Raw genomic sequence first — 19,360 nt, 5'->3', positions numbered from 1 at the left:
ATGGTGCGGCCGCACTGCTCATCGTGTCCAACGAACAATCATGGATAGATCCATTGGTGTTGCCGATTAATATGAGCTCATGGAGACCCGGCAGTTGGAGTACTTCGTGGCCGTCGCGGGGGAGCGCAGCTTCACCCGGGCAGCCGAGCGGCTCAACGCGGTGCAGTCGACGGTCAGCGCCGGCATCGCCGCGCTGGAGAAGGAGCTGCGCTACAGCGTCTTCGTCCGGTCCACCCGCAAGGTCGAGCTCACCGCCCTCGGGGCCGAACTGCTGCCGATGGCCGAGCAGATGATCAACGGCGAGGAGCGGATGCGCGCGCTCGCGGGGGAGTCCGGCTCCGGGCTGACCGGCCGGATCCGGATGGGCACGATCTCCAACCTCGGCTGGCTCGACCTGCCCGGCCGGCTGGGGGAGTTCCACCGCGAACATCCGGGCGTGCAGCTGTCGATGGTGCACCGGCCGCGTGGCTCGACCGACATCGTGCGCGACCTGCGCGCCGGCCGGCTGGACGTCGGGCTGGTCGGGCTCGCGACCGAGGAGCTCGGCGACCTGGCGCCGGTCGTGATCGACGACAGCCCACTCGTCGCCGTGCTGCCGCGCGACCACCGGCTCGCCGGACGGCCGCGGATCGAGCTGGCCGACCTCGCCGACGAGCCGTTCGTCGACATGCCACCCGGATTCGGCAACCGGCTGGCCGTCGAGCGACACCTGCGCGAGCGGAAGCTGCGGCGTCGCGTCGTGGTCGAGGTGCCCGACCTCGCCACCGTGCCGGAGTATGTCGGGGCGGGCCTCGGCGTCGCGGTCGTGCCCGATCAGGGGATCACCGGTGCCGGGGTGGTCGTGCGGCCGCTCACCGCGCAGCTCCGTTGGCGGATGAGCGTGGTGTCGACGCAGGCAGCTCGCGGCATACCTGCTGTGGAGGCGCTGCTGCGGGTGCTCGATGTGCACCGCGAGCGCGAATAGTCAACGACCCGAGCGATATCCGCCCTGGAAGCCGTCCTCGCCCTCGTCGAGGATCTGCTTGGCGGACCCGACGATCTTGGGGTCGGGGAAGCCGATGATCGCGCGGTCCTTGCCGGGGTAGGGGAGCTTGTCGAGCACGTAGCGCATCGCCTCGATGCGGCCGCGCTTCTTGTCGTTGGACTTGATGACGGTCCACGGCGCCCAGTCGGTGTCGGTGTGCGCGAACATCGCCTCCTTGGCCTGGGTGTAGGCGTCCCACTTGTCCAGGCTGGCGAGGTCGGTCGGGCTGAGCTTCCACTGCTTGACCGGGTCGGTGGCGCGGCGTTCGAAGCGGGCGATCTGCTCCTTGCGGCCGACCGAGAACCAGAATTTGATGAGGGTGATCCCGGCGTTGACCCACATCTGCTCGATCTGCGGGCAGGAGCGCATGAACTCCTGATACTGGCTGTTGGTGCAGTAGCCCATGACGCGTTCGACGCCCGCCCGGTTGTACCAGGACCGGTCGAAGAAGACGATCTCTCCGGCCGCGGGCAGGTGTGCGACATACCGCTGGAAGTACCACTCGGATTGCTCGCGTTCCGAGGGCTTTTCGAGCGCGACGACGCTCGCGCCACGAGGGTTGAGGTGCTCGGTGAAGCGCTTGATCGCCCCGCCCTTGCCGGCCGCGTCACGGCCCTCGAAGACGATGACGACCTTCTGCCCGGTCTCCTTCACCCACGCCTGCATCTTGAGCATCTCGATCTGCAGGCTGCGCTTGATCCGCTCGTACTCCTTGCGGGTCATCTTGGTGTCGTAGGGATATCCCGACTTCCAGACGTCGGCGTGCAGGTCGGGCAGCTCGATCTCCTGCGCACCGGCCCAACTGGCAATCGCCAGAGGGGATTTCGCGGCGCGCGCTCCGGTCGAGCCGGTGGACCCCGGCGACTCCGACGGGCCGTCTTCGTCCTGCTCGTCGTGCTCGTCATAGTCGTGCTCGTCGTCGAAACCGTGGTCGCGCTCGAGGTGGGCGGTGTGCTCGCGCGCGGCATACGCGGTCTCACTGGGGGCGCCCTGGCCCGGTGCGTCGGCGGCCTGCTTCTCGTCCATCCCTCCGAGTCTCGCGCACCGGCCCTGGCATCGGTAGCGCAGGTGAGCAGATTTCACCTGCCGGCCATGTCGCGCACTACGGTGACCGGCATGAGGGACCCTCGCGACGTCTGGTGGCGCAGCACCCGGCGACTTGCCGAGATCGTGCTGGTGCTGCTCGGGATTGCGTTCGCGGTTGCGCCCGACGACATGCTCAACCTGATCATCCTGGTGGCCTGGGACGTGCTCGCGCTGGCGATCATCGTCACCCGCTGGCTGGCGGTGCGGCGAGCCGCCCGCGGGCACGAAACCGGCTGGATCCACCAGGTGTCCGGCCACCGGGTCGCCTTCCTCAGCGCTCTGCTCGCCAGCCTGACCGGCATGGCAGGCGGCCTGCTGATCGCCAAACCCGAGCTGATCTTCGACGGCGGGGTCAACCCGGACCTGGTCACCGCGATCCGGATCATCGCAGTGCCAGCGGTTTTCGCCGGTTGGGCGCTCCTGCAATTTGCGTATGCCGACCGCTACGCCCGGCTCTACTACGAGGGTCAGCAGCAGCCGCACACGCTCGCGTTCCCGGAGACCGACGACCCGGACGAGTCCGACTTCGCCTACTTCGCGTTCACCCTCGGCACGTCGTTCGCGACCTCCGACGTCAACGTGCAGGACCGGCGCACCCGCTACGTCGTGCTCACCCACTCGGTGCTGGCGTTCTTCTACAACAGCATCATCCTGAGCATCGCGATCTCGGTCCTGCGCTGACCTCGCCTACTCGACCAGCGGGTGTGGACGGACCTTGCTGGCCCAAGTAGCGCGGAGGAGCGGCCACGCTGGTTGAGTAGCGCGGAGGAGCGAAGCGGGGGAGCGCGTATCGAAACCAGCGCTCCCCCGCTCGGTCGGTGGTCTCGATACGGCCTCGCCCTGGGGGGCTCGGCCTACTCGACCAGCGGGTGTGGCCGGAACATGCTGGTTGAGTAGCGCGGAGGAGCGAAGCGGGGGAGCGCGTATCGAAACCAACGCTCCCCCGGACGCGTCAGAGGATCCCGCGGGCCTGGAACGCGGCCTTCACCGTCGCGGCGTCGGCTGCGCCATACAGGCCCTGGGCGGCGGAGACGGTGGCATTCGCGGCCTGCGCGAAGTCGGCGTTCGGCGCGTAACTGAACTGACCCTCGAAGATCACCTTGGCGGCCTTGTCCCGGCCGAGGTTCTTGTCGATGTCGAAGAGCGCGCGCGACCAGATCTCGCCGTCGTCGTGCACCTCGCCGGTCTTGTCGGCGACGGTCTTGCCCGTGTCGAGGCGACGGACGCAGTGCGGCGTCGTGGTGGTGAATGCCGTGCTGTCCCAGTCCATCACGCACGCCCACGGCGTGGTCGCGGTGTTCGGGCTGGTGTGCTGCGACATGAAGAACGCCAGGTAGTCGCCGAAGCCCTCGCCGATCGCGCCGCCCTCCTCGGTGCTGCCGAAGCCGGGCACCTGGTCGTCCTGCACGGCGTGACCGTATTCGTGCCAGACGACTTCCTGGTCCTCGGCGTCGTCGACGCCGCCGGTGCCGAAGGTGATGGTGTCGGCGCTCGGGGTGTACCAGGAGTTGTCGTCGGTGCTGGTGTCGACCGACAGGTCCTGCGCCTCGTTGTTGACGTCGTTGAAGCCGAGGCCCTGGATGGTGGCCTGCGCCTGATCGATCGCGTAGTAGGCGTTGACCTGCTCGAAGCCCTGCTGGCTGCGGTCGAAGTTGAACGCGCCGTTCGTTGCCTTGACCGCCGGATTGCTGCCGGAGGTCTTGTTGATCACCGTCGCGAAGCTGCCACGCAGGTAACCGCTGGCGTCCAGACGCTGCAGCGTCACGGTCTTGTATGCCGAGGCCGGCACCGCCGAGGCGGCGTTGTTGTTGTCCGTGAGCGCCTGATTCTGGCCGGACACAACGGGATTCGGGTCGAAGACCTTGCCCGTGGCGTCGGCGAAGCGGCGCTCGTCGACGACCTTGAGGACCTTCCCGTCGGATGCCCCGACATACACCTTCTTGCCGCCGGTGGTGCGCACCTCGTAGGCGACCTTCGCGGTGGCACCGGGCAGCACGACGAGCTGTTGCCCGCGGGCGACGCCGTGCGGTGCGGCGGCCTGAGTGGCGGCGGCCGGGCTGATCCGGCCCTTGCCGACGGCGAGGTTCTTGACGGCGACGCGGCGGTCGTCGGTGGTGGTCTTGCCCTTGAGGTCGTGCACGGCGTAGTAGCCGCCGACGACCGGCAGGCCGCCGGCCCGCTGCTGATACCAGGTGTGCGTGCCGAGCAGCGAGTGTTTGACGCGCACCTGGGTGACGTCGCTCGGCACGGTCGGCCCGACCGCGTGTGCCGCGGGCTGGGCGAAGGCGATCGTGCCGGCCGTGAGGGTGGCGGCGGTGGTGAGCGTGCCGACGAGGGCAGACGTGCGCATGGAGGATCTCCCGTGACGGTGGTGAATTGGGGTGTCGCACAGCAGATCACGGGACTGCGCCGGTGCGGGCGGGCTTGATCGAGTCTTTAACCAGTCTTGAAGAAGTGCGGACGTGGGCCGCTTCGTCCGGCTCTGTATGACGGGCTAGGGCACTCTCGGACGAGGGCTAGAGATCGCCATACACCGATCGACTCGTGGTGCGACAGGTGTCGTAGCCTGCCGGCATGGCCACGATGAAGGCAGTCCAAGTCCCTGCTCGCGGAGCGGCTTTCGAGCTGCGCGAGGTGCCGGTGCCGGAGCCGGACGCCCGGCAGGTGCGGGTGAAGGTGCAGGCGTGCGGGGTGTGTCACTCCGACGCGCTGACGGTGGCGGGCGCGATGGGCAACTCGTTCCCGCGCACGCCGGGGCACGAGGTCGCGGGTGTGATCGACGCCGTCGGCGACGACGTGACCGCGTGGCAGGTCGGGCAGCGGGTCGGGGTCGGCTGGTTCGGCGGCTGCGACTTCACGTGTGACCCGTGCCGGCGCGGTGACTTCATCTCGTGCGTGAACGGCCAGGTCTGCGGGATCAGCTACGACGGTGGGTATGCCGAATACCTGGTCGCGCCCCAGGAGGCGCTGGCGTCGATCCCGGACGACCTGTCGGCGGTCGACGCGGCGCCGCTGATGTGTGCGGGCGTGACGACGTTCAACGCGCTGCGCCGTTCGGTGGCGCGGGCCGGCGACCTGGTCGCGATCCTCGGCATCGGCGGCCTCGGGCACCTCGGCGTGCAGTTCGCCGCGAAGATGGGCTTTGAGACGGTGGCGATCGCCCGTGGCACCGAAAAGGAGCCGCTGGCAAGGAAACTCGGCGCCCACCACTACATCGACTCAACCGCGACGGACGTGGCGAAGGAGTTGCAGAAGCTCGGCGGCGCGAAGGTCGTGCTGGCCACGGTCACCGCGCCGCCGGCGATGGCGGCGACGATCGGCGGGCTGCACCCGCGCGGGGAGCTGCTGGTGGTCGGGGCGTCCGGCGACCCGATGGAGGTTGCGCCGTTCGATCTGATCCCGGGTTCGCTCGCGGTGCAGGGGCACGCGTCGGGCACGTCGCAGGACTCCCAGGACACGATGGCGTTCAGCACGCTGGTCGGGGTGCGACCCTCGATCGAGACGATGCCGCTGGAGCAGGCGCAGGCGGCATACGACCGGATGATGAGTGGCGAGGCGCGCTTCCGCGTGGTCCTCACCGTCGGTGACGAGGGCTCGGCGAGCTGACCGGCCGCGCGACACGATGTGCTCCGATAGCCAAATATCCGGGTTTTCGTAGATTGCGCCATACAGTCCTCGCGTGGACCCGATACGCAATCCCTATGCGCCCGGTGCCGGCCAGCGCCCACCGGAGTTGGCCGGCCGTGACGACGAGTTGCGCACCTTCGACGTGGTGCTGGAGCGCATCGCGAAAGGGCGCCCCGAGCGGTCGGTGGTGCTGACCGGGCTGCGCGGTGTCGGCAAGACCGTGCTGCTGAATGCGTTGCGGTCGGCGGCAGTTCGGGCGAAGTGGGGCACCGGCAAGCTGGAGGCGCGGCCGGATCAGCGGTTGCGCCGGCCGCTGTCGTCGGCGCTGCACCAGGCGGTGCGCGAGCTGGGGCATTCGCAGCAGGGCGACGTCGACCAGGTGCTCGGCGTGATCAAGTCGTTCGCGCAGCGGGATGCGGGTCCCAATGCGAAGCTGCGCGACAAGTGGAGCCCGGGCATCGACGCACCGGCTGTTTCGGGCCGGGCCGACTCGGGCGACATCGAGATCGACCTGGTCGAATTGCTCTCGGACGCAGGCGGATTGGCGGCCGACATGGGACGAGGCATTGCGATCTTCATCGACGAAATGCAGGATCTGCACGCCGACGACGTGTCGGCGCTGTGCGCGGCGTGCCATGAGATCAGTCAGGCGTCGCTGCCGGTGATCGTGGTGGGCGCCGGACTGCCGCACCTGCCGGCGGTGTTGTCGGCGTCGAAGTCCTACAGCGAGAGGCTGTTTCGCTATTCCCGCATCGACCGACTGCCGCGGGAGGCGGCGGACAAGGCGCTGCAGACGCCGGCGCGTGACGAGGAGGCCGACTTCGAGGCGGCCGCGCTCGATGCGATGTATGCCGCCACCGGCGGCTACCCCTACTTCATCCAGGCCTACGGCAAGGTCGCCTGGGACGTGGCTCCGGGCTCACCGGTGACGGCCGCTGACATCGAGGTCGCAGCCCCGGCAGCCGAGGCGGAGCTGGCGGTCGGATTCTTCGGATCTCGTTATGAGAGAGCGACTCCCGGCGAGCGCGAATATCTGCGCGCCATGGCCGACGCCGCGGGTGAGCTCGACGCCGACGAGCTGGACGACGTCGAGTCGGTGCCCACCTCCGCGGTGGCGTCGGTCTTGGGCCGGAAGCCGCAGTCGCTCTCGCCCGCGCGGGACGCGCTGCTGAAGAAGGGCCTCATCTACTCCGGTGAGCGCGGGCGGATCGCGTTCACGGTCCCGCACTTCGGGAGGTATCTGCGGAGTGTGAGCTGACTGGACGCGCTGTCTGGGGGAGCAGAGATGCGACCTTCGCATTGCTCATGCGACACGATGAGACTTACTCGTGAGTACGGTGAGATTTTGAGAGTCGCATGGCGAGTTTCCTGAGACCGTCCCTGCCCCGCGCGCTGAGCAACGGTTTTGACCCGGTGCAATGACGATCTACTGCGTAGAAGTGTCACTGGCGGCGGATAGACGCAAGTCTCCTTGGCTAGATGTACGGCCGGGGCGCAGCCGGCCAAAAGCAACGCTCGCGCTGTCCACATCGGGGTCGCTTCGAGGAGAATGGGTCGGTGGAGCCGATACCCCTCTCAGTCTTTGAAGCTGCCGTGCAAGTCGCTGGATCGGCGCTGCACTACAAGAGTTCCCTCAAGCAACTCCTACGCAATTGCGGCGTCAGCGAAAACGGAGCGGAGCGGTATTCCGATCTGACCAAGTACCAGATCTTCCGCAACACCTGGGGTGACCTCGACCGTGACGGGGTTTCAGGCCGCAAAGTGCAGCACAGGCTCGTCACCGCCCTAGCCAACCTCGACAAGCCTGATCCGAACGTGCCCGATGTGGCCGCTGGCCGACGTAGCATCGCCGAGCTACGCCGCTTGGCCCAACAAGCGCAGCTCCTCGTCACGCCGGCAGACCTCGCGCGTGCGGAACGGCGGAAGGCCGCGGCAGCCGAAGCGGCCGACTCAACCTCGAAGCGGGAGCAACTCGCCGCTCTTAACGACGCATTCCAGATTCTCCACCGCCAGGCGGACAAGCAACGGCGCGGCTACGATCTTGAGAAGCTACTTTCGGCCCTGTTCCGGTGGGCTGAGCTCGACTACCACGGCTCATACAAAACTGAGACCGACCAGATCGATGGAGCGATCACACTCGACTCATTCACCTACCTCATCGAAGCTCGCTGGCGCGACGAGGTCGCAATGGCAACAGACCTCGCAGCATTCGCCGACAAGGTCGAACGTCGTATCGACGCCACGCGCGGTCTGTTCATCTCGATGGCGGGCTTCCGACCGGCTGCAGTCGATAGATACCGACAGGCGAAGGAGAACCGGCTCGTGCTGTTCGACGGAGCAGACCTCGCGTGGGTCCTTGAAGGCCGGTTCGATTTCACCGACGCGCTGAGAGCCAAGGTCCGGGCGGCGTCGATCCAAGGCGATCCGTACATCTCCGTGAACCGTCTCTGAGCATGAGCAATGGTGCGCTATCACGCGGCGGCAATGTGCCACCTCGGTCGGGCCATAACGCGCCCTTTGTCCTACTTCGAGTAGGATAATTCTCATGTCCACTCCAGCCGGGGCCGAGAAGCACTCCGTCACCATGCCCGCCGAGACGTCCGAAGGCGTGCGCTCTCGCGTTGGCGCTCGCGGCTTTTCGGCGTATGTCGCAGACGCGGTTGCACGCCAACTGGAACGTGACGCGCTGGACGATCTACTCGCCGAGATGACCGCAGAGCACGGTCCCGTCGACGAGGCGGAGGTCGCCGCCATCATGAGCCGGCTTACTGCGTGATCGTCCGGCCGCAGTCGATCCTGCTCGACGCGGAAGCGTTGTCCGCGCTTGCACACGGTGAACGCCGGATGCAGGCGTGGACGGAGGTCGCTCGGCGTACAGACTCGACGCTCTACGCCTCCACGGCAACCCTCGCCGAGGTAGGTGACGGGACGCAACGCGACGCCCGAATCCGGCACGTGGCAAATGCAATCCGGTTCATCGACGTCGGCGACGTCATCGGCTTCCGGGCCGGTGCCATGCGCGCCGGCGCCGCCAAGCAACGGAGGAAGGCGCGTGACCTGACAGTCGACGCGCTGGTCGCCGCGACGGCGGCAGGCCTGCCCGAGCCCCAGATCGTCGTGACCGCGGACCTGCCCGATATGGAGTCGCTTCTGCACGGCACCGACGTCAAGGTACTGCCGATCTGACCTCGGTCAGCATTTAGTCGCGCTGCGCCGACGTGTCGGCGCAGATGACGCCCCGGTTGCCCTCGGCATCGGCGATCACGGTCAAACCTGGTGACTCGCTGTCGTCGACGACCTTCCCGCCGGCTGCGACCGCGGCGGCGATCCGTTGCTCGACCACCTCCGGCGCGACGTAGACCTCGACGTGGAAGCGCTGCGCGGCTGAGCCGTCGGAGTCGCCGAACCACAGGTTCGGCAACCGGCGGGTCAGGTCGCGGATCTCATCACCGGGCGTGCCTCGCCCCTGCGCCCCGGGGTCACCCGTCAGCAAGGCCGCCCACATCGGGGCGATAGCTGTGGAATCGGTTGTGTCCACACCGATTTCGAGCTCGCTGACAGCTGCCGGGTCAGCGGTCAGCCCGTGCTCGGCGGCGATCTCGGTGATCCGTCGGGCGAGGTCGACATCCTGCTGGGTGACCCATTCGATGACGAGTTCGGTGCCGTCGTCGCCGCGGTAGATCGCGTCGTCGGTGACGAGCTCGAGGTCGACATACCCGTCGCCGATCCGCACGGTCGGGTGGTGCCCGATCTCGTCGCCCGCCTCGCCCACGGCGGTGACGAATCGCGCGCCGGCAGTGAAGCCGTCGATCAGGTAACGCGCGTGCAGCCCCTGGGCCAGCTTGCGCCAGTCGGTCAGCTCCGCCGCGGCGATCTGCTCGCCCCTGAGCATGTCCATGCTCTCGACGGTAGCCGCGGCACAGCCCCCGCGCAGTCGATCCGGATCAGCGGGCGGCCTCCCGCACCGCATCGAGGTGAGCAGGCTTCACCTTGACGACGTGCTCGTCATACTGCGGGTGCTTGGGCAGCCACTTGGCGACATACGGGCAGACGGGGACGATCTCGCGGCCGCCGGCGATGACGTCGTCGACGACCGTCTGCACCAGCACCGACGCGAGCCCCTGTCCGGCGTAATCCTCGGAAACCGCTGTGTGGTAAAGGATTCGCTCGGGTTTGGCGTCGCCGTCGAAGTCGACATACTGCTCGACACCGATCTCGTCCTGCGCCGACCCGTCCTCGCCGTGGTCGATCAGGACATACCGCGACTGCTCCGGGATGTTGCGGACCTCGAACCGTTCCTGTGCCATGCGCTTCCTCCTTGTGAGCTGACCTGTGACCTGAACTTTGAGCTGAACTGCTGGGCTGAACTCATCGGGCGAGTCGTCCGTCGGCACCGCGCGGCTGCACCGCGTGCTCGCTGAGGATCGACACCCGGTTGAACGTGTTGATCGTGACTGCAACCCACTCGGCGGCGACGAACACCTCGTCACCGAGTACGGCGAGGGCCCCGGCCAGGTCGGCGCGACTTTCCTCGCTCAGCGGCAGCTGCGTCGCGGCCTCCGCGATCGCCAGCACCGCCCGCTCACGCTCGGTGAAGATCGCCGTCTCGCGCCAGGCCGGCAGCAGATCGAGCCGCTGCTGCGGTATGCCGGCAGCCCGCGCCTCGCGCGCATGCAGGTCCAGACAGAACGCGCAGCCGTTGAGCTGCGACGCGCGCAGCTTGATCAGCTCGGTCTCGACCGGCTCCAGCCCCCGCGCGGTCGCCTCCGTCAGCACCGACGCCGAGTAGGCGCGGGCGGCGCGCCATACGTCCGGAGCGGCCTTGTCGAGATATGGGCGCATGCGTCATCCCTAACACTTCCGGCGCGGCCGCGGTGGCCGATCGACCGCCTCAACAGCAAGCGTGGCAGGCAGATTCCCGCGCCGGCCGCGCTCAGCCGAAGCTCTTGCGCAGCGTCGCGACGGAGACGTGCGGCCAGCCGATGATCCCCTGGTCCGGCATGTTGAGGATCTCGAAGTCGAGCACTACTGCGGACCACCGGCCGGCTTGACTCCTACCTGGACGTTACCGATCCCGAGCCACTGCCGGCGGACAGTCCGCTCTTCCGGCTGCCGAATGTCGTTGTCACTCCGCACATCGCCGGAGCGATGGGTAGCGAGGTGCGGCGACTCGGCGACGCAGCAGTTGAGGAGGTCCGTCGCCTCGCATCGGGCGAGCCGTTGCAGCACGAGATCACCGTGGATGATCTGGACCGCATCGCGTGATGGCCGGCCGGGCACACTGACGGACGTACGATCATCCCGGGGTGTCCCGGTAGATCGTCCTTCGCGCGGTCAGGTACGTCTCGCCCGCGCGGACGAGGACGTCCTTCACGGTGCATGTCGGCAGGAACCGGACTTCGCCGCCGGCATCGGTGAGGCTGACAAGTGCGTAGTAGTCAACGTGGACCGTCTCGTCGTCGATGGGTTCGATGAGCAGCTTGTCGAACCAATGTCGCGCCACCCAGCCATCGGTGCCGCGAAACGACTCCTCAATGGTGTCTGCAATGGCGGCGACGCCGACCACCTCCTCGTCGCGAGTCTCGTGTCGCAGGAATCCGTCCTGGGCGAAGGTCGCGGCGAAACCGCGAGCATCGCGCGCGTCGAGTCGCCGCAACTGGATCGCATAGAAGTGGTCCACTTCGGCGCGCAGTGTTGCGCGGTCCGCACTCGTTGCGGCAGGCGTCCTCGTCGTATCGGGCATGGCAACCTTCCTCTCATCGTCGACACAGTGACGTCGAGAGGTGGAGCAAACCTCGAATCATGCTGGATGGCAGCGCGATTCGGTCTCGGTAGGTCCTCCAGGTGGTCGATTGAGGATGTGCTCACGTCTGCCGAGCCGAGGGATAGCGCGATGAACACACCGACCGACAGCGAACCCGGACACCTGCAGGAGGTCGCGGACGGCGTCCATGCGTTCGTCCAGCCTCCCGGGGGCTGGTGTGTCAACAACGCCGGCGTGATACCCGGTCCAGAAGGCGCGGTCGTCATCGACACGGCAGCGACCGAACGGCGGACCCGCGCGTTGCAGCGTGCCATAGACCGGGTGTCCGCCAGCGGGCTGCACGTGTTGGTCAACACCCATCACCACAGCGACCACACGTTCGGCAACGTCTTCTTTCCCCGCACCGTCCCGGTGATTGCGCACGAGAGCACGAGGGATGACATCATTGCCAACGGTCTCGGGCTGACCATGTTGTTCCCCGACGTCGACTGGGGTGACGTCGGGGTGCGGGCACCGAGCGTCACTTTCACCACTGAACTCACGGTGCAAGCCGGCCCGCTCGACGTGCGGTTGCAGGCCTGCACACCTGCGCACACCCGCAGTGACGTCGTGGCGTGGGTGCCCGCGCGGGACGTGCTCTTTGCCGGTGATGTCGTGATGTCTGGAGTGACGCCGTTCGCGATGATGGGTTCGGTCAGTGGCTCGATCGAGGTGCTGACCGACCTGCTGGCTCGGCGACCGCAGGTCGTGGTGCCCGGCCATGGAGCCCCGGGCGGCCCGGAACTCATCGAGGCGAATCTGGCCTATTTCCGTTGGGTGGCCCGACTGGCCGAGACCGGTCACCTCGCCGGACTGAGCCCGTTGCAGTTCGCCCGTGATGTCGAGGCCAACCCGTTTGCCGAATGGCTGGACGCCGAACGCCTTGTCGCCAACGTGGCGCGCGCGGTTGCGGAGTTGGAGGGCCTGGAACCGGGTGGGCCACTCGATCTGGGCAGCGTCTTCGGTCAGCTCATCGACTTCAACGGCGGCCCGCCGGCCAGCGCGGCGTAGGCGTGGACGGGATCCCGATCAGGCGGTGGAGCGCGGCTCGCGGGCGTCCAGGGTGGCGAAGAAGTCGGGCTCGACGCGAGTGAGGTCCTTCAACTCTGCGAACCAGGACAGCACCTCCGCCGGCCGGTTGTCGGCCGCGGTCTGGTGCGCCTCGAGCGAGGTCCACTCCGCCACCATGTAGAACCGGTCCGGGTGGTGTTGCGACCCGAAGAACCTCAGCCCGGCGAAACCCTCCTGGTCGGCCATGTAGTCGCTGATCAATTCGATGATCTCGCGGAACCGGTCCAACTCGCCCACGACCTGGATCGGATTGATCATGGTTGTCGGCTCACTCATGGCTTCTCCTCCGGGTGGTGTTGGGTGGCGGTGCCGCGGGCGGCCAGGATGCGCAATTGCCGCTCGTCGCGGTACGCCGTCAGCTCGCCGAGATCCTGCGGATAGCCCGTCTCGGTCTGCCTGATCACCGTCTCGATCGTCTGCTCGTCGAGCTCGGGGTTGCCGAGCTGAGTCCATCCGGCGCCGAGGCCGCGCCCGATGTGGTCGAACCAACCGCGCACCCCGTTGGTTCCACCGGCCAGATGTAGCGCGAGGAACGGTCCGATCGCCGCCCACCGCAGACCGATCGACTCGGTGATCGCCTCGTCGATATCGCGGGCAGTGGCCACGCCCTCCTGGATCAGGTGGATGCTCTCTCGCAGCAGTGCCGTCTGCAACCGATTGGCCACGAAGCCGGCGATCGGTTTGCCGAGTGCGACCGGCACCAGGCCGACGTCGGTGAGGAAGTCGCGCGCTCGGGAGGTGATGTCGTCAGTGGCGGTCTCGCCGGTCACCACCTCGACAAGGGGGATGGTGTGCACCGGATTGAACGGGTGGGCGACCACGACCCGAGACGGCGACGGGAGAGCGGCACCGAGATCTTCGGGCAGCAGCGTCGAGGTCGAGGACAGCAGCAGGGCGTCGGCACGAGCGCGGTCGGCGACGTCGGCGAACAGCTGCTGCTTCAGCTGCAGGTCCTCGGAGACCGCCTCGATGACGACAGCCGCCCCGGCGATCGCGTCCTGGGACTGGGTGATGGTCAGCCGGCCCATGTTGTCGCAACTGCCGGTCCGTGGGCTCGCCGCGATCTGTTGCCGTATGGCGGCGCGCAGGCGGTCGTCGCCATCCGCTCGGAGCGTGATCACGGTGACCCGGTTGCCGGTGGGTAGCAGTAGCGCGGCCCAACCCGACCCGATGACTCCACCGCCGAGGATCGCCACGTCATACCGTCGAGGCTCTCGGTCGTGCTGAGGTGTTGCTTCCTCGGTTGCCGGTGCGGTGGTCATGGCGTCCTCTCCTTGGTGTCGTACGGCGCCTCGTGCAGCGAGCTCAGGTATGGCGCCGCCGCCGTGTCGAAGCGGAGCGCGACGTGGGTTACTGCGGTCTGTACGTCGCGGGTGAAACGGGCGATGGGTCGAGCGGCGTGTTGGCCACTGCTGCCGGCTGCGGCGGAGATCCGGGCGATCGCGGCAGCGACGAACTGAGCAGCGAGCGCCGTGTCGCGCAGGGACCGCGCCGCGAGCCCCGGCTGAACGGTGCCGTCTTGGCTGTGGTCGGCAACGGTTGCCGCTCGACGCAGGAGCAGGTCGGCGGCATCCAACTCGCCGGCTGCCCACGCGACCTGTGGCGAAGGCGGCCGCTTGGCGGAGTCCAGCAGGTCTGCGAGAGCGCCTCGGCCGGCGCCGGCGACCGGGGCAGCGAACGTCAGGCCGCTGACGGCGCGAAGAGGTGCGATTGGCCTGGAGGGGGTCGCGCCGGCCAGGAGCACACTGCGCCGAAAGGTGCGATAGGACGGCACCGTCGAGTCCGCGACGACAATCGTGTGGCTGGCGGTGCCCCGCATGCCGACTGTGTCCCAGTCGGTCTCAACCCGGAACTGGTCTCGGGGGAGCAACGCGAACAATGGGTCGTCGCCATCGTTCACACAGGCGAACACCCACTGCGCCCACGGTGCCGCACTGACGTAGGACCATCGGCCGGCGACATGCCACGTGTCGCCCGTTGCCACGGCAGTTCCACCCGGCACCAGAGCGCCGGCCACCAGCGAGTCCGGTCCGGCCGTCCACAGCTCGGCCTGTCCCTCAGGTGGCAGGAACCGGCCGAAGCGTGCCGAGTAGGCCAGCACCGACGCGACCCAGCCTGCGGAGGCGCACCGAGAGGACACCTCCAGCACGGCATCGAGGAGCGCTTCGTGGCTGCCCGCCGTGCCGCCATACTCAGCCGGCACGAAGTGGCGGGTGATCCCCGCATCGACCATCTCTCGGACCACGAGGTCGTCCAGCGCACGGTTGCGGTCGGCGGCGGCAGCTGTGGCGGCCGCGGTGCCGGCCAGGCGCTGCGTGTCGAGCTGAGCAGACATCACGCTCCCGTCGCGGTCGGTTGGCTGCCGGTCGGCCCGGGCCTGATGCGAGTCTGCGGTCCGGTTCTCGAGCAACGGTGGACGGGCGGTGGAGCGGCGCGGGACCCCGCTGACGGACGGCCGAACCTCCGGTATGGTCAAACCGGAGCGTTTTATTCCGTTCAAATTCTCGAGCCGAAAGGACCAGTGACGCGATGACGACCAGCCGCTCTTCCATCTCCGACACCGACGACCGTCAGACGCAAACCCCCGAGGGGAAGGACACCGCTGCGCCGACCGCGGCGATCCTCGCGATCGCCTGCGTCGCGCAGTTCATGGTCGTGCTCGACGTGTCGATCGTGAACGTCGCGCTTCCGTCGATCCGGTCGGGGCTGGGATTCACACCGGCCGACCTGCAATGGGTGGTCAACGCCTACACCGTGCCGTTCGCCGGGTTTCTACTCGCCGGCGGCCGCCTGGCCGACCTGCGAGGTCGGCGGCAGGCATTCCTGATCGGCATCACCCTCTTCACCCTCGCCAGCCTGCTCGGAGGTCTGGCGTCCAACCCCGAGACCTTGATCGCGGCGCGTGCGGTGCAGGGACTGGCCGCGGCAGTGGTCGCGCCGGCCACCTTGACCTTGCTCGCCACGACGTTCGTCGACCCGGCAGCGCGAGCGCGCGCCTTCAGCGTCTGGGGTGCCGTCGCCGGGGCCGGCGGGGCCATTGGCGCGCTCGCCGGCGGCGTGCTCACCGAGTGGCTCTCCTGGCGATGGATACTCTTGGTCAATGTGCCGATCGGCGTCGTATTGGTAGCTGCCGCAGTGAAATTCGTGACCGATCTGCCCGCTCTGCGCCGCCCCCGCAACGTCGACCTGCCTGGTGCATTGTCGGTCACCGTCGGGACCGCTGCTCTCGTCTACGCGATCATCGGCACCGAGCAGTACGGATGGACGTCGGCGCGCACCGTGATCACCGCGGCCGTCGCGGTGGTCGCGCTCATCTTCTTCGTGATCGACCAGGTGCGCCTTTCGCCCGAACCGCTGTTGTCCTTCTCGTTGTTCCGGGTGCGACCGGTCTGGGTCGCCAATGTTCTGGTGTTCGCCAGCGGGGCGGCGCTGTTCGGCATGTTCTATTTTCTGACGCTCTACCTGCAAGGCGTGCTGGGTTACAGTCCGATCCGCGCCGGTCTGGCATACCTGCCGCTTGCGATCGCCCTGGCGCTGACCGCGCGATTCGGTGCGCGGCTGGTCGAGCCGATCGGACTGCGTGTGCTGCTCACCACCGGCCTGGTGCTGACCGCGGCGGGCCTTGGGCTGCTAGGTCTGCTCAGCGACACCTCGACGTATGCGCTCGGCGTGCTCGGCCCGACGATTCTGGTCGGCGTCGGACAGGGGCTGGTCATGACCTGCGCAACGCTCGCCGGCACTTCCGGTCTACCGCCGGAGCGCGCCGGGGTGGCATCCGGCCTGATCAACGCCACGCGCCAACTCGGTGGCGCACTCGGGCTCGCTGTGCTGGCGACCGTGAGCACCAATCGCATCGCGCATACCTCCGGTGGCGCCGCGCATGCCCAGGCAGCCGGGTACTCCGCCGCGCTCGCGGTCGGTGCGGCGATCGCTGCAGTTGCTGCACTGTTTGCGCTGCTCGCCCCGGGACGTCGCTGACCTCGAACCACGAAGCACCCCGTCGGATCCTGATGTGGAGCCGACGGGGTGCTTTCGTTCAGCGCGCCCAGTCGGACGGCTGCTTCATCCAGGGCGGCAGCTGTTCGCCGGCCTCGATCGCGATCGGCAGGGTATTGCCGGGCGGCGGGAGCGCACACGTGGTGTGTGGCGTGAGCCCGCACGGCCCGTTCACCGAGTTGTTGAAGTCGATCTCGAAGTCGAAGGCTCCGCCGCCCGCGGAGGCGGGTCGCGGCGCGAACACCAGGCGCGATCCGGCGAATGTGGTGTCCCCGTTGGTCGCGTCCCGAAACGGTATGTGCAGTTCGTGCGGCGGGCCGGCGTAGACCTGCAAGGTGTGCTGCTGCCCGAGCAGCTCGAAGCGCACCTCGCCGAACAGGCTCAGATCCTTCACCAGACCCTCGACAATGGAGTGCAGTTGCGCCGGACGGCGCTCGTCATACCGTTCGAAATGAGCCGGCCCGCGCCAGCGCGGATCGTAAGGGTAGGTCGGGATCCCCTGGCGCACCCGTTCCGCGGTGGCCTCCGGGTCGCGGACCTGCACGCCATACTGTGCGGGCTGACCAGTCTGCGGTGGGAACACCGTCGGGGTCAGCACGCGAGCCCCATGACGCACGTCGCGCAGGGACCCGCTCACCGGGTCGAGCACGATGACGTCGCCTTCGGCCGGCGCGCCGTCGACCGTGATCCCGTCCGCGGCGTCCAGCCGGACGACGATGCGGTGCTCCGCAGTTCCGTCGATCGGCTCCAGTCGCCAGCTGCCCGGCACGTCGTCGAAGGTCTGCGGTTCTACGTCCAGCCAATGCAGCGCGGTCGGGGAGAGCAGACCGTATGGCGAGGAGATGATCGGCAGCCACGTTGCGCGGAACAACTGCCACTCTGCCTCCAACTGGGCGGTCCGCACAGCCTGCGGGTTGGTGGGCTCAGACACGGGCCGCCTCGATCCGGTCCTTGGCGACCGCCAGCGTCGCTCGGCTGTTGCGGCTCAGCGCGGCCTGCACGTAGTCGCGAGCGGTGGCGACGGTCGCCTCCGCGCCGAGCAGGTGGACCTTGTCCGGATCGACCACGATCGTGTGGCTCGACGTCACCTCGACACCACCCTCCAACGGTCGCAGCGTCCAGGCGCCGGTGTGCGCGCTGAGCACGGCCGGCACCTGGGTCTGCTTGTAGACGATCGAGGTCGCAGGGAAGGTCACTCGGACAGAGCTGGTGGTGTGCACCGAGCCGTCCTCGGCACGTGTGTCGAGCGTCAGCCATTGCACTCCGGGAGACGGCTCGTCGAAACCCACTCGTTCGACGTGCGGCAGGTGTTCGGCCCACGCATCGGCCCGGTCCAGGAACGCGAAGACATCGGCCACCTGCGCGTCGATCGTCACCGAATCGGCGAAGTGAACCGTGGCGTTGATCTGGTTCGCGTCGAGTTCGGCCGCAACACGCAGAGCGTGCAGTTCGTCGGTGCTGTTGCGTTCGACAGCCGTCTCAACCCACTCCACGTGCGCGGGATCGTCATCCTCGACGCTGAACTCGTGCAGCAACCGCACGGCGGAAGTGTTCGGGTCGCCCTGCACCGGATCGACGATCCAGGTCCCGGTCATCGCGGTGACCGGAGGGGATGTGACGAGCTGGCTGAAGACGATGGTCCGAGCGGCCGGGTCGTGGACCCGGCGTGAGGTCCAGTTGCGGACTTCACCGCCGGCCAGCGCCCATAGTTGCAGGGTCTCGCTGCCGTCGTCGGCGGATTCGGAGATCGCGTGCACCGTGGGTCCGAAGGTATGCGGCCATGTGGTCGCGTCGGCGATGACGGCATACACCGCGGACGGCGGGGCCGCGACGCCGATTCGGTGCTCGGTGACGTGGTCGAGCTGCTGCTGGGACACGTGGATCAGCTTCTCTCTGGGTCGACGGAGTTGGTGTGCATCAGTAGTTGCCGAGTCCGCCGCAGACGTTGATTGCCTGCGCGGTGACGGGGGCAGCGGCATCGGTGAGCAGGTAGCCGACCAGGGCGGCGACCTCGTCGGCGGTGGAATACCGCCCCAGCGGGATCTTGGCGTTGAAGCGCTCGAGCACGTCAGCCTCGCTGGTGTCCCAATGCGCGGCATAACCGGCGCGCACCCGCTCCGCCAGCGGTGTCTCGACATACCCCGGGCAGACCGCGTTCACCGTCACCCCGGTCTTGGCCAGCTCGAGGCCGAGCGCCTTGGTGAAGCCGACTACACCGTGTTTGGACGCCGAGTACGGCGCCCCGAACACCACGCCCTGTTTGCCACCGGTCGAGGCAATGTTGATGATCCGCCCCGCGTCCTCGGCCAGGCGGCCGGTCGTGAGCACCTGTTTGGTGAGCCGGAAAACGCTGGTCAGGTTGGTGTCGATGACATCGGTCCACAGGTCGTCGTCGATGGCGGCGGTTTCGCCGCCGCCGCTGCGGCCGGCGTTGTTGACCAGCACGTCCACCCGGCCGAATTGCTCGACCGCGCTCTCGACCGCGGACTCCAGGTCGGTCACCGAACGGACGTCGGCGGCCCGGCCGACGAAGCGCAGATCGTCGGTCGCGAACTCCTCGGCGACCTGGTCGAGTGCCTCCTGGTGCCTGGCAATACCGAACACCGCTGCGCCGGTGGAGGCGACCCGTCGGGCGATCGCCAGTCCGATGCCGCTGGTGGCGCCGGATACGAACGCCACCTTCGGGCGGTAACTCTCCGTCATCTCGTCAGCTCCTTGGGGTTGTCTGTGCCGGCTCCCGGATCGGGGGTGAG

General features: G+C 67.9%; 22 protein-coding genes. 10 read left to right on the top strand and 12 right to left on the bottom strand.

The features are described from left to right. Nucleotides 1-79: 79 nt before the first annotated feature. The gene (locus HJ588_RS03320; RefSeq protein ID WP_171151916.1) at nt 80-964 is read left to right on the top strand and encodes a LysR family transcriptional regulator; all 885 of its coding nucleotides are present in this window, start codon (nt 80-82) and stop codon (nt 962-964) included. Here the strand turns inward: HJ588_RS03320 and ppk2 are convergent, their stop codons facing one another. Then, a complete protein-coding gene (gene ppk2 / locus HJ588_RS03315) occupies nt 965-2,050 on the bottom strand; it encodes a polyphosphate kinase 2 (protein WP_171151914.1) in 1,086 nt (361 codons plus the stop codon). It abuts the gene before it with no gap. Between the two features lie 90 nt (nt 2,051-2,140). Here ppk2 and HJ588_RS03310 point away from each other — a divergent pair, with 90 nt between their 5' ends. Continuing rightward, a complete protein-coding gene (locus tag HJ588_RS03310) occupies nt 2,141-2,791 on the top strand; it encodes a DUF1345 domain-containing protein (protein ID WP_171151912.1) in 651 nt (216 codons plus the stop codon). Nucleotides 2,792-3,062: 271 nt separating this feature from the next. Here the strand turns inward: HJ588_RS03310 and HJ588_RS03305 are convergent, their stop codons facing one another. Then, on the bottom strand, nt 3,063-4,460 hold the full coding sequence (locus tag HJ588_RS03305; RefSeq protein ID WP_171151910.1) for a M4 family metallopeptidase: 1,398 nt from the start codon (nt 4,458-4,460) through the stop codon (nt 3,063-3,065). A gap of 224 nt (nt 4,461-4,684) precedes the next feature. On the opposite strand from HJ588_RS03305, the gene HJ588_RS03300 reads away from it, so the two are divergent. The 5 genes from HJ588_RS03300 (at nt 4,685) to HJ588_RS03280 (ending at nt 8,923) form a co-directional block, all read left to right on the top strand. Beyond that, complete coding sequence (locus tag HJ588_RS03300; RefSeq protein ID WP_171151908.1) at nt 4,685-5,716, top strand: alcohol dehydrogenase; 1,032 nt, start codon at nt 4,685-4,687, stop codon at nt 5,714-5,716. Between the two features lie 73 nt (nt 5,717-5,789). Then, nucleotides 5,790-6,995 carry an ATP-binding protein gene (locus HJ588_RS03295; protein ID WP_171151905.1) on the top strand — a complete coding sequence of 402 codons (1,206 nt, stop codon included), beginning with the start codon at nt 5,790-5,792 and terminating at the stop codon, nt 6,993-6,995. A gap of 299 nt (nt 6,996-7,294) precedes the next feature. Next, nucleotides 7,295-8,188 carry a restriction endonuclease gene (locus HJ588_RS03290; RefSeq protein ID WP_171151903.1) on the top strand — a complete coding sequence of 298 codons (894 nt, stop codon included), beginning with the start codon at nt 7,295-7,297 and terminating at the stop codon, nt 8,186-8,188. A gap of 94 nt (nt 8,189-8,282) precedes the next feature. Further along, on the top strand, nt 8,283-8,513 hold the full coding sequence (locus HJ588_RS03285) for a CopG family transcriptional regulator (protein WP_171151901.1): 231 nt from the start codon (nt 8,283-8,285) through the stop codon (nt 8,511-8,513). After that, nucleotides 8,510-8,923: a PIN domain-containing protein gene (locus HJ588_RS03280; protein ID WP_171151899.1), complete on the top strand. Its 414-nt coding sequence runs from the start codon at nt 8,510-8,512 to the stop codon at nt 8,921-8,923. The genes HJ588_RS03285 and HJ588_RS03280 overlap by 4 nt, the downstream gene beginning before the upstream one ends. Before the next feature lie 13 nt (nt 8,924-8,936). Here HJ588_RS03280 and HJ588_RS03275 read toward each other — a convergent pair whose 3' ends face one another. The 3 genes from HJ588_RS03275 to HJ588_RS03265 form a co-directional block, all read right to left on the bottom strand. Beyond that, a complete protein-coding gene (locus tag HJ588_RS03275) occupies nt 8,937-9,635 on the bottom strand; it encodes a 4a-hydroxytetrahydrobiopterin dehydratase (RefSeq protein ID WP_171151897.1) in 699 nt (232 codons plus the stop codon). Nucleotides 9,636-9,681: 46 nt separating this feature from the next. Then, a complete protein-coding gene (locus tag HJ588_RS03270; protein WP_171151895.1) occupies nt 9,682-10,044 on the bottom strand; it encodes a GNAT family N-acetyltransferase in 363 nt (120 codons plus the stop codon). A gap of 61 nt (nt 10,045-10,105) precedes the next feature. Beyond that, the gene (locus tag HJ588_RS03265) at nt 10,106-10,579 is read right to left on the bottom strand and encodes a carboxymuconolactone decarboxylase family protein (protein ID WP_171151893.1); all 474 of its coding nucleotides are present in this window, start codon (nt 10,577-10,579) and stop codon (nt 10,106-10,108) included. A 186-nt stretch (nt 10,580-10,765) separates the two neighbouring features. On the opposite strand from HJ588_RS03265, the gene HJ588_RS19705 reads away from it, so the two are divergent. Beyond that, nucleotides 10,766-11,002, top strand: a complete 237-nt coding sequence (locus HJ588_RS19705; protein ID WP_171155325.1) for an NAD(P)-dependent oxidoreductase — start codon at nt 10,766-10,768, stop codon at nt 11,000-11,002. A gap of 31 nt (nt 11,003-11,033) precedes the next feature. On the opposite strand, the gene HJ588_RS03255 is transcribed toward HJ588_RS19705, so the two are convergent. Then, nucleotides 11,034-11,480: a nuclear transport factor 2 family protein gene (locus HJ588_RS03255; protein ID WP_171151891.1), complete on the bottom strand. Its 447-nt coding sequence runs from the start codon at nt 11,478-11,480 to the stop codon at nt 11,034-11,036. A 150-nt stretch (nt 11,481-11,630) separates the two neighbouring features. Between HJ588_RS03255 and HJ588_RS03250 the strand changes: the two genes are divergently transcribed. Next, entirely contained in the window at nt 11,631-12,551 is a 921-nt protein-coding gene (locus HJ588_RS03250) for an MBL fold metallo-hydrolase (protein WP_171151889.1), read from the top strand. Nucleotides 12,552-12,569: 18 nt separating this feature from the next. Here the strand turns inward: HJ588_RS03250 and HJ588_RS03245 are convergent, their stop codons facing one another. The 3 genes from HJ588_RS03245 to HJ588_RS03235 are packed head-to-tail and all read right to left on the bottom strand — an operon-like array spanning nt 12,570 to nt 14,946. Further along, nucleotides 12,570-12,887 (bottom strand): antibiotic biosynthesis monooxygenase family protein, encoded by a 318-nt coding sequence (locus HJ588_RS03245; RefSeq protein ID WP_171151887.1) that lies wholly within the window; start codon nt 12,885-12,887, stop codon nt 12,570-12,572. Beyond that, a complete protein-coding gene (locus HJ588_RS03240; RefSeq protein WP_171151885.1) occupies nt 12,884-13,873 on the bottom strand; it encodes a 3-hydroxyacyl-CoA dehydrogenase family protein in 990 nt (329 codons plus the stop codon). Before HJ588_RS03240 ends, HJ588_RS03245 begins: the two co-directional genes overlap by 4 nt. Then, the gene (locus tag HJ588_RS03235; RefSeq protein ID WP_171151883.1) at nt 13,870-14,946 is read right to left on the bottom strand and encodes an acyl-CoA dehydrogenase family protein; all 1,077 of its coding nucleotides are present in this window, start codon (nt 14,944-14,946) and stop codon (nt 13,870-13,872) included. Before HJ588_RS03235 ends, HJ588_RS03240 begins: the two co-directional genes overlap by 4 nt. A gap of 194 nt (nt 14,947-15,140) precedes the next feature. Here HJ588_RS03235 and HJ588_RS03230 point away from each other — a divergent pair, with 194 nt between their 5' ends. Beyond that, nucleotides 15,141-16,589 (top strand): MFS transporter, encoded by a 1,449-nt coding sequence (locus tag HJ588_RS03230; protein ID WP_171151881.1) that lies wholly within the window; start codon nt 15,141-15,143, stop codon nt 16,587-16,589. A gap of 58 nt (nt 16,590-16,647) precedes the next feature. Here the strand turns inward: HJ588_RS03230 and HJ588_RS03225 are convergent, their stop codons facing one another. From HJ588_RS03225 to HJ588_RS03215, 3 genes are read right to left on the bottom strand one after another with little or no spacing between them, the layout of a single operon-like run. After that, the gene (locus HJ588_RS03225; RefSeq protein ID WP_171151879.1) at nt 16,648-17,538 is read right to left on the bottom strand and encodes a DUF1684 domain-containing protein; all 891 of its coding nucleotides are present in this window, start codon (nt 17,536-17,538) and stop codon (nt 16,648-16,650) included. Beyond that, nucleotides 17,531-18,484 (bottom strand): aromatase/cyclase, encoded by a 954-nt coding sequence (locus HJ588_RS03220; RefSeq protein ID WP_212755267.1) that lies wholly within the window; start codon nt 18,482-18,484, stop codon nt 17,531-17,533. The genes HJ588_RS03225 and HJ588_RS03220 overlap by 8 nt, the downstream gene beginning before the upstream one ends. A 40-nt stretch (nt 18,485-18,524) precedes the next feature. Then, entirely contained in the window at nt 18,525-19,310 is a 786-nt protein-coding gene (locus HJ588_RS03215; RefSeq protein ID WP_171151875.1) for an SDR family NAD(P)-dependent oxidoreductase, read from the bottom strand. Nucleotides 19,311-19,360: the final 50 nt, after the last annotated feature.

Origin of the sequence: Flexivirga aerilata (genome assembly GCF_013002715.1) — a bacterium.
GTDB classification, from domain to species: Bacteria; Actinomycetota; Actinomycetes; order Actinomycetales; family Dermatophilaceae; genus Flexivirga; species Flexivirga aerilata.
This window is presented reverse-complemented; position numbering and strand designations above follow the sequence as displayed.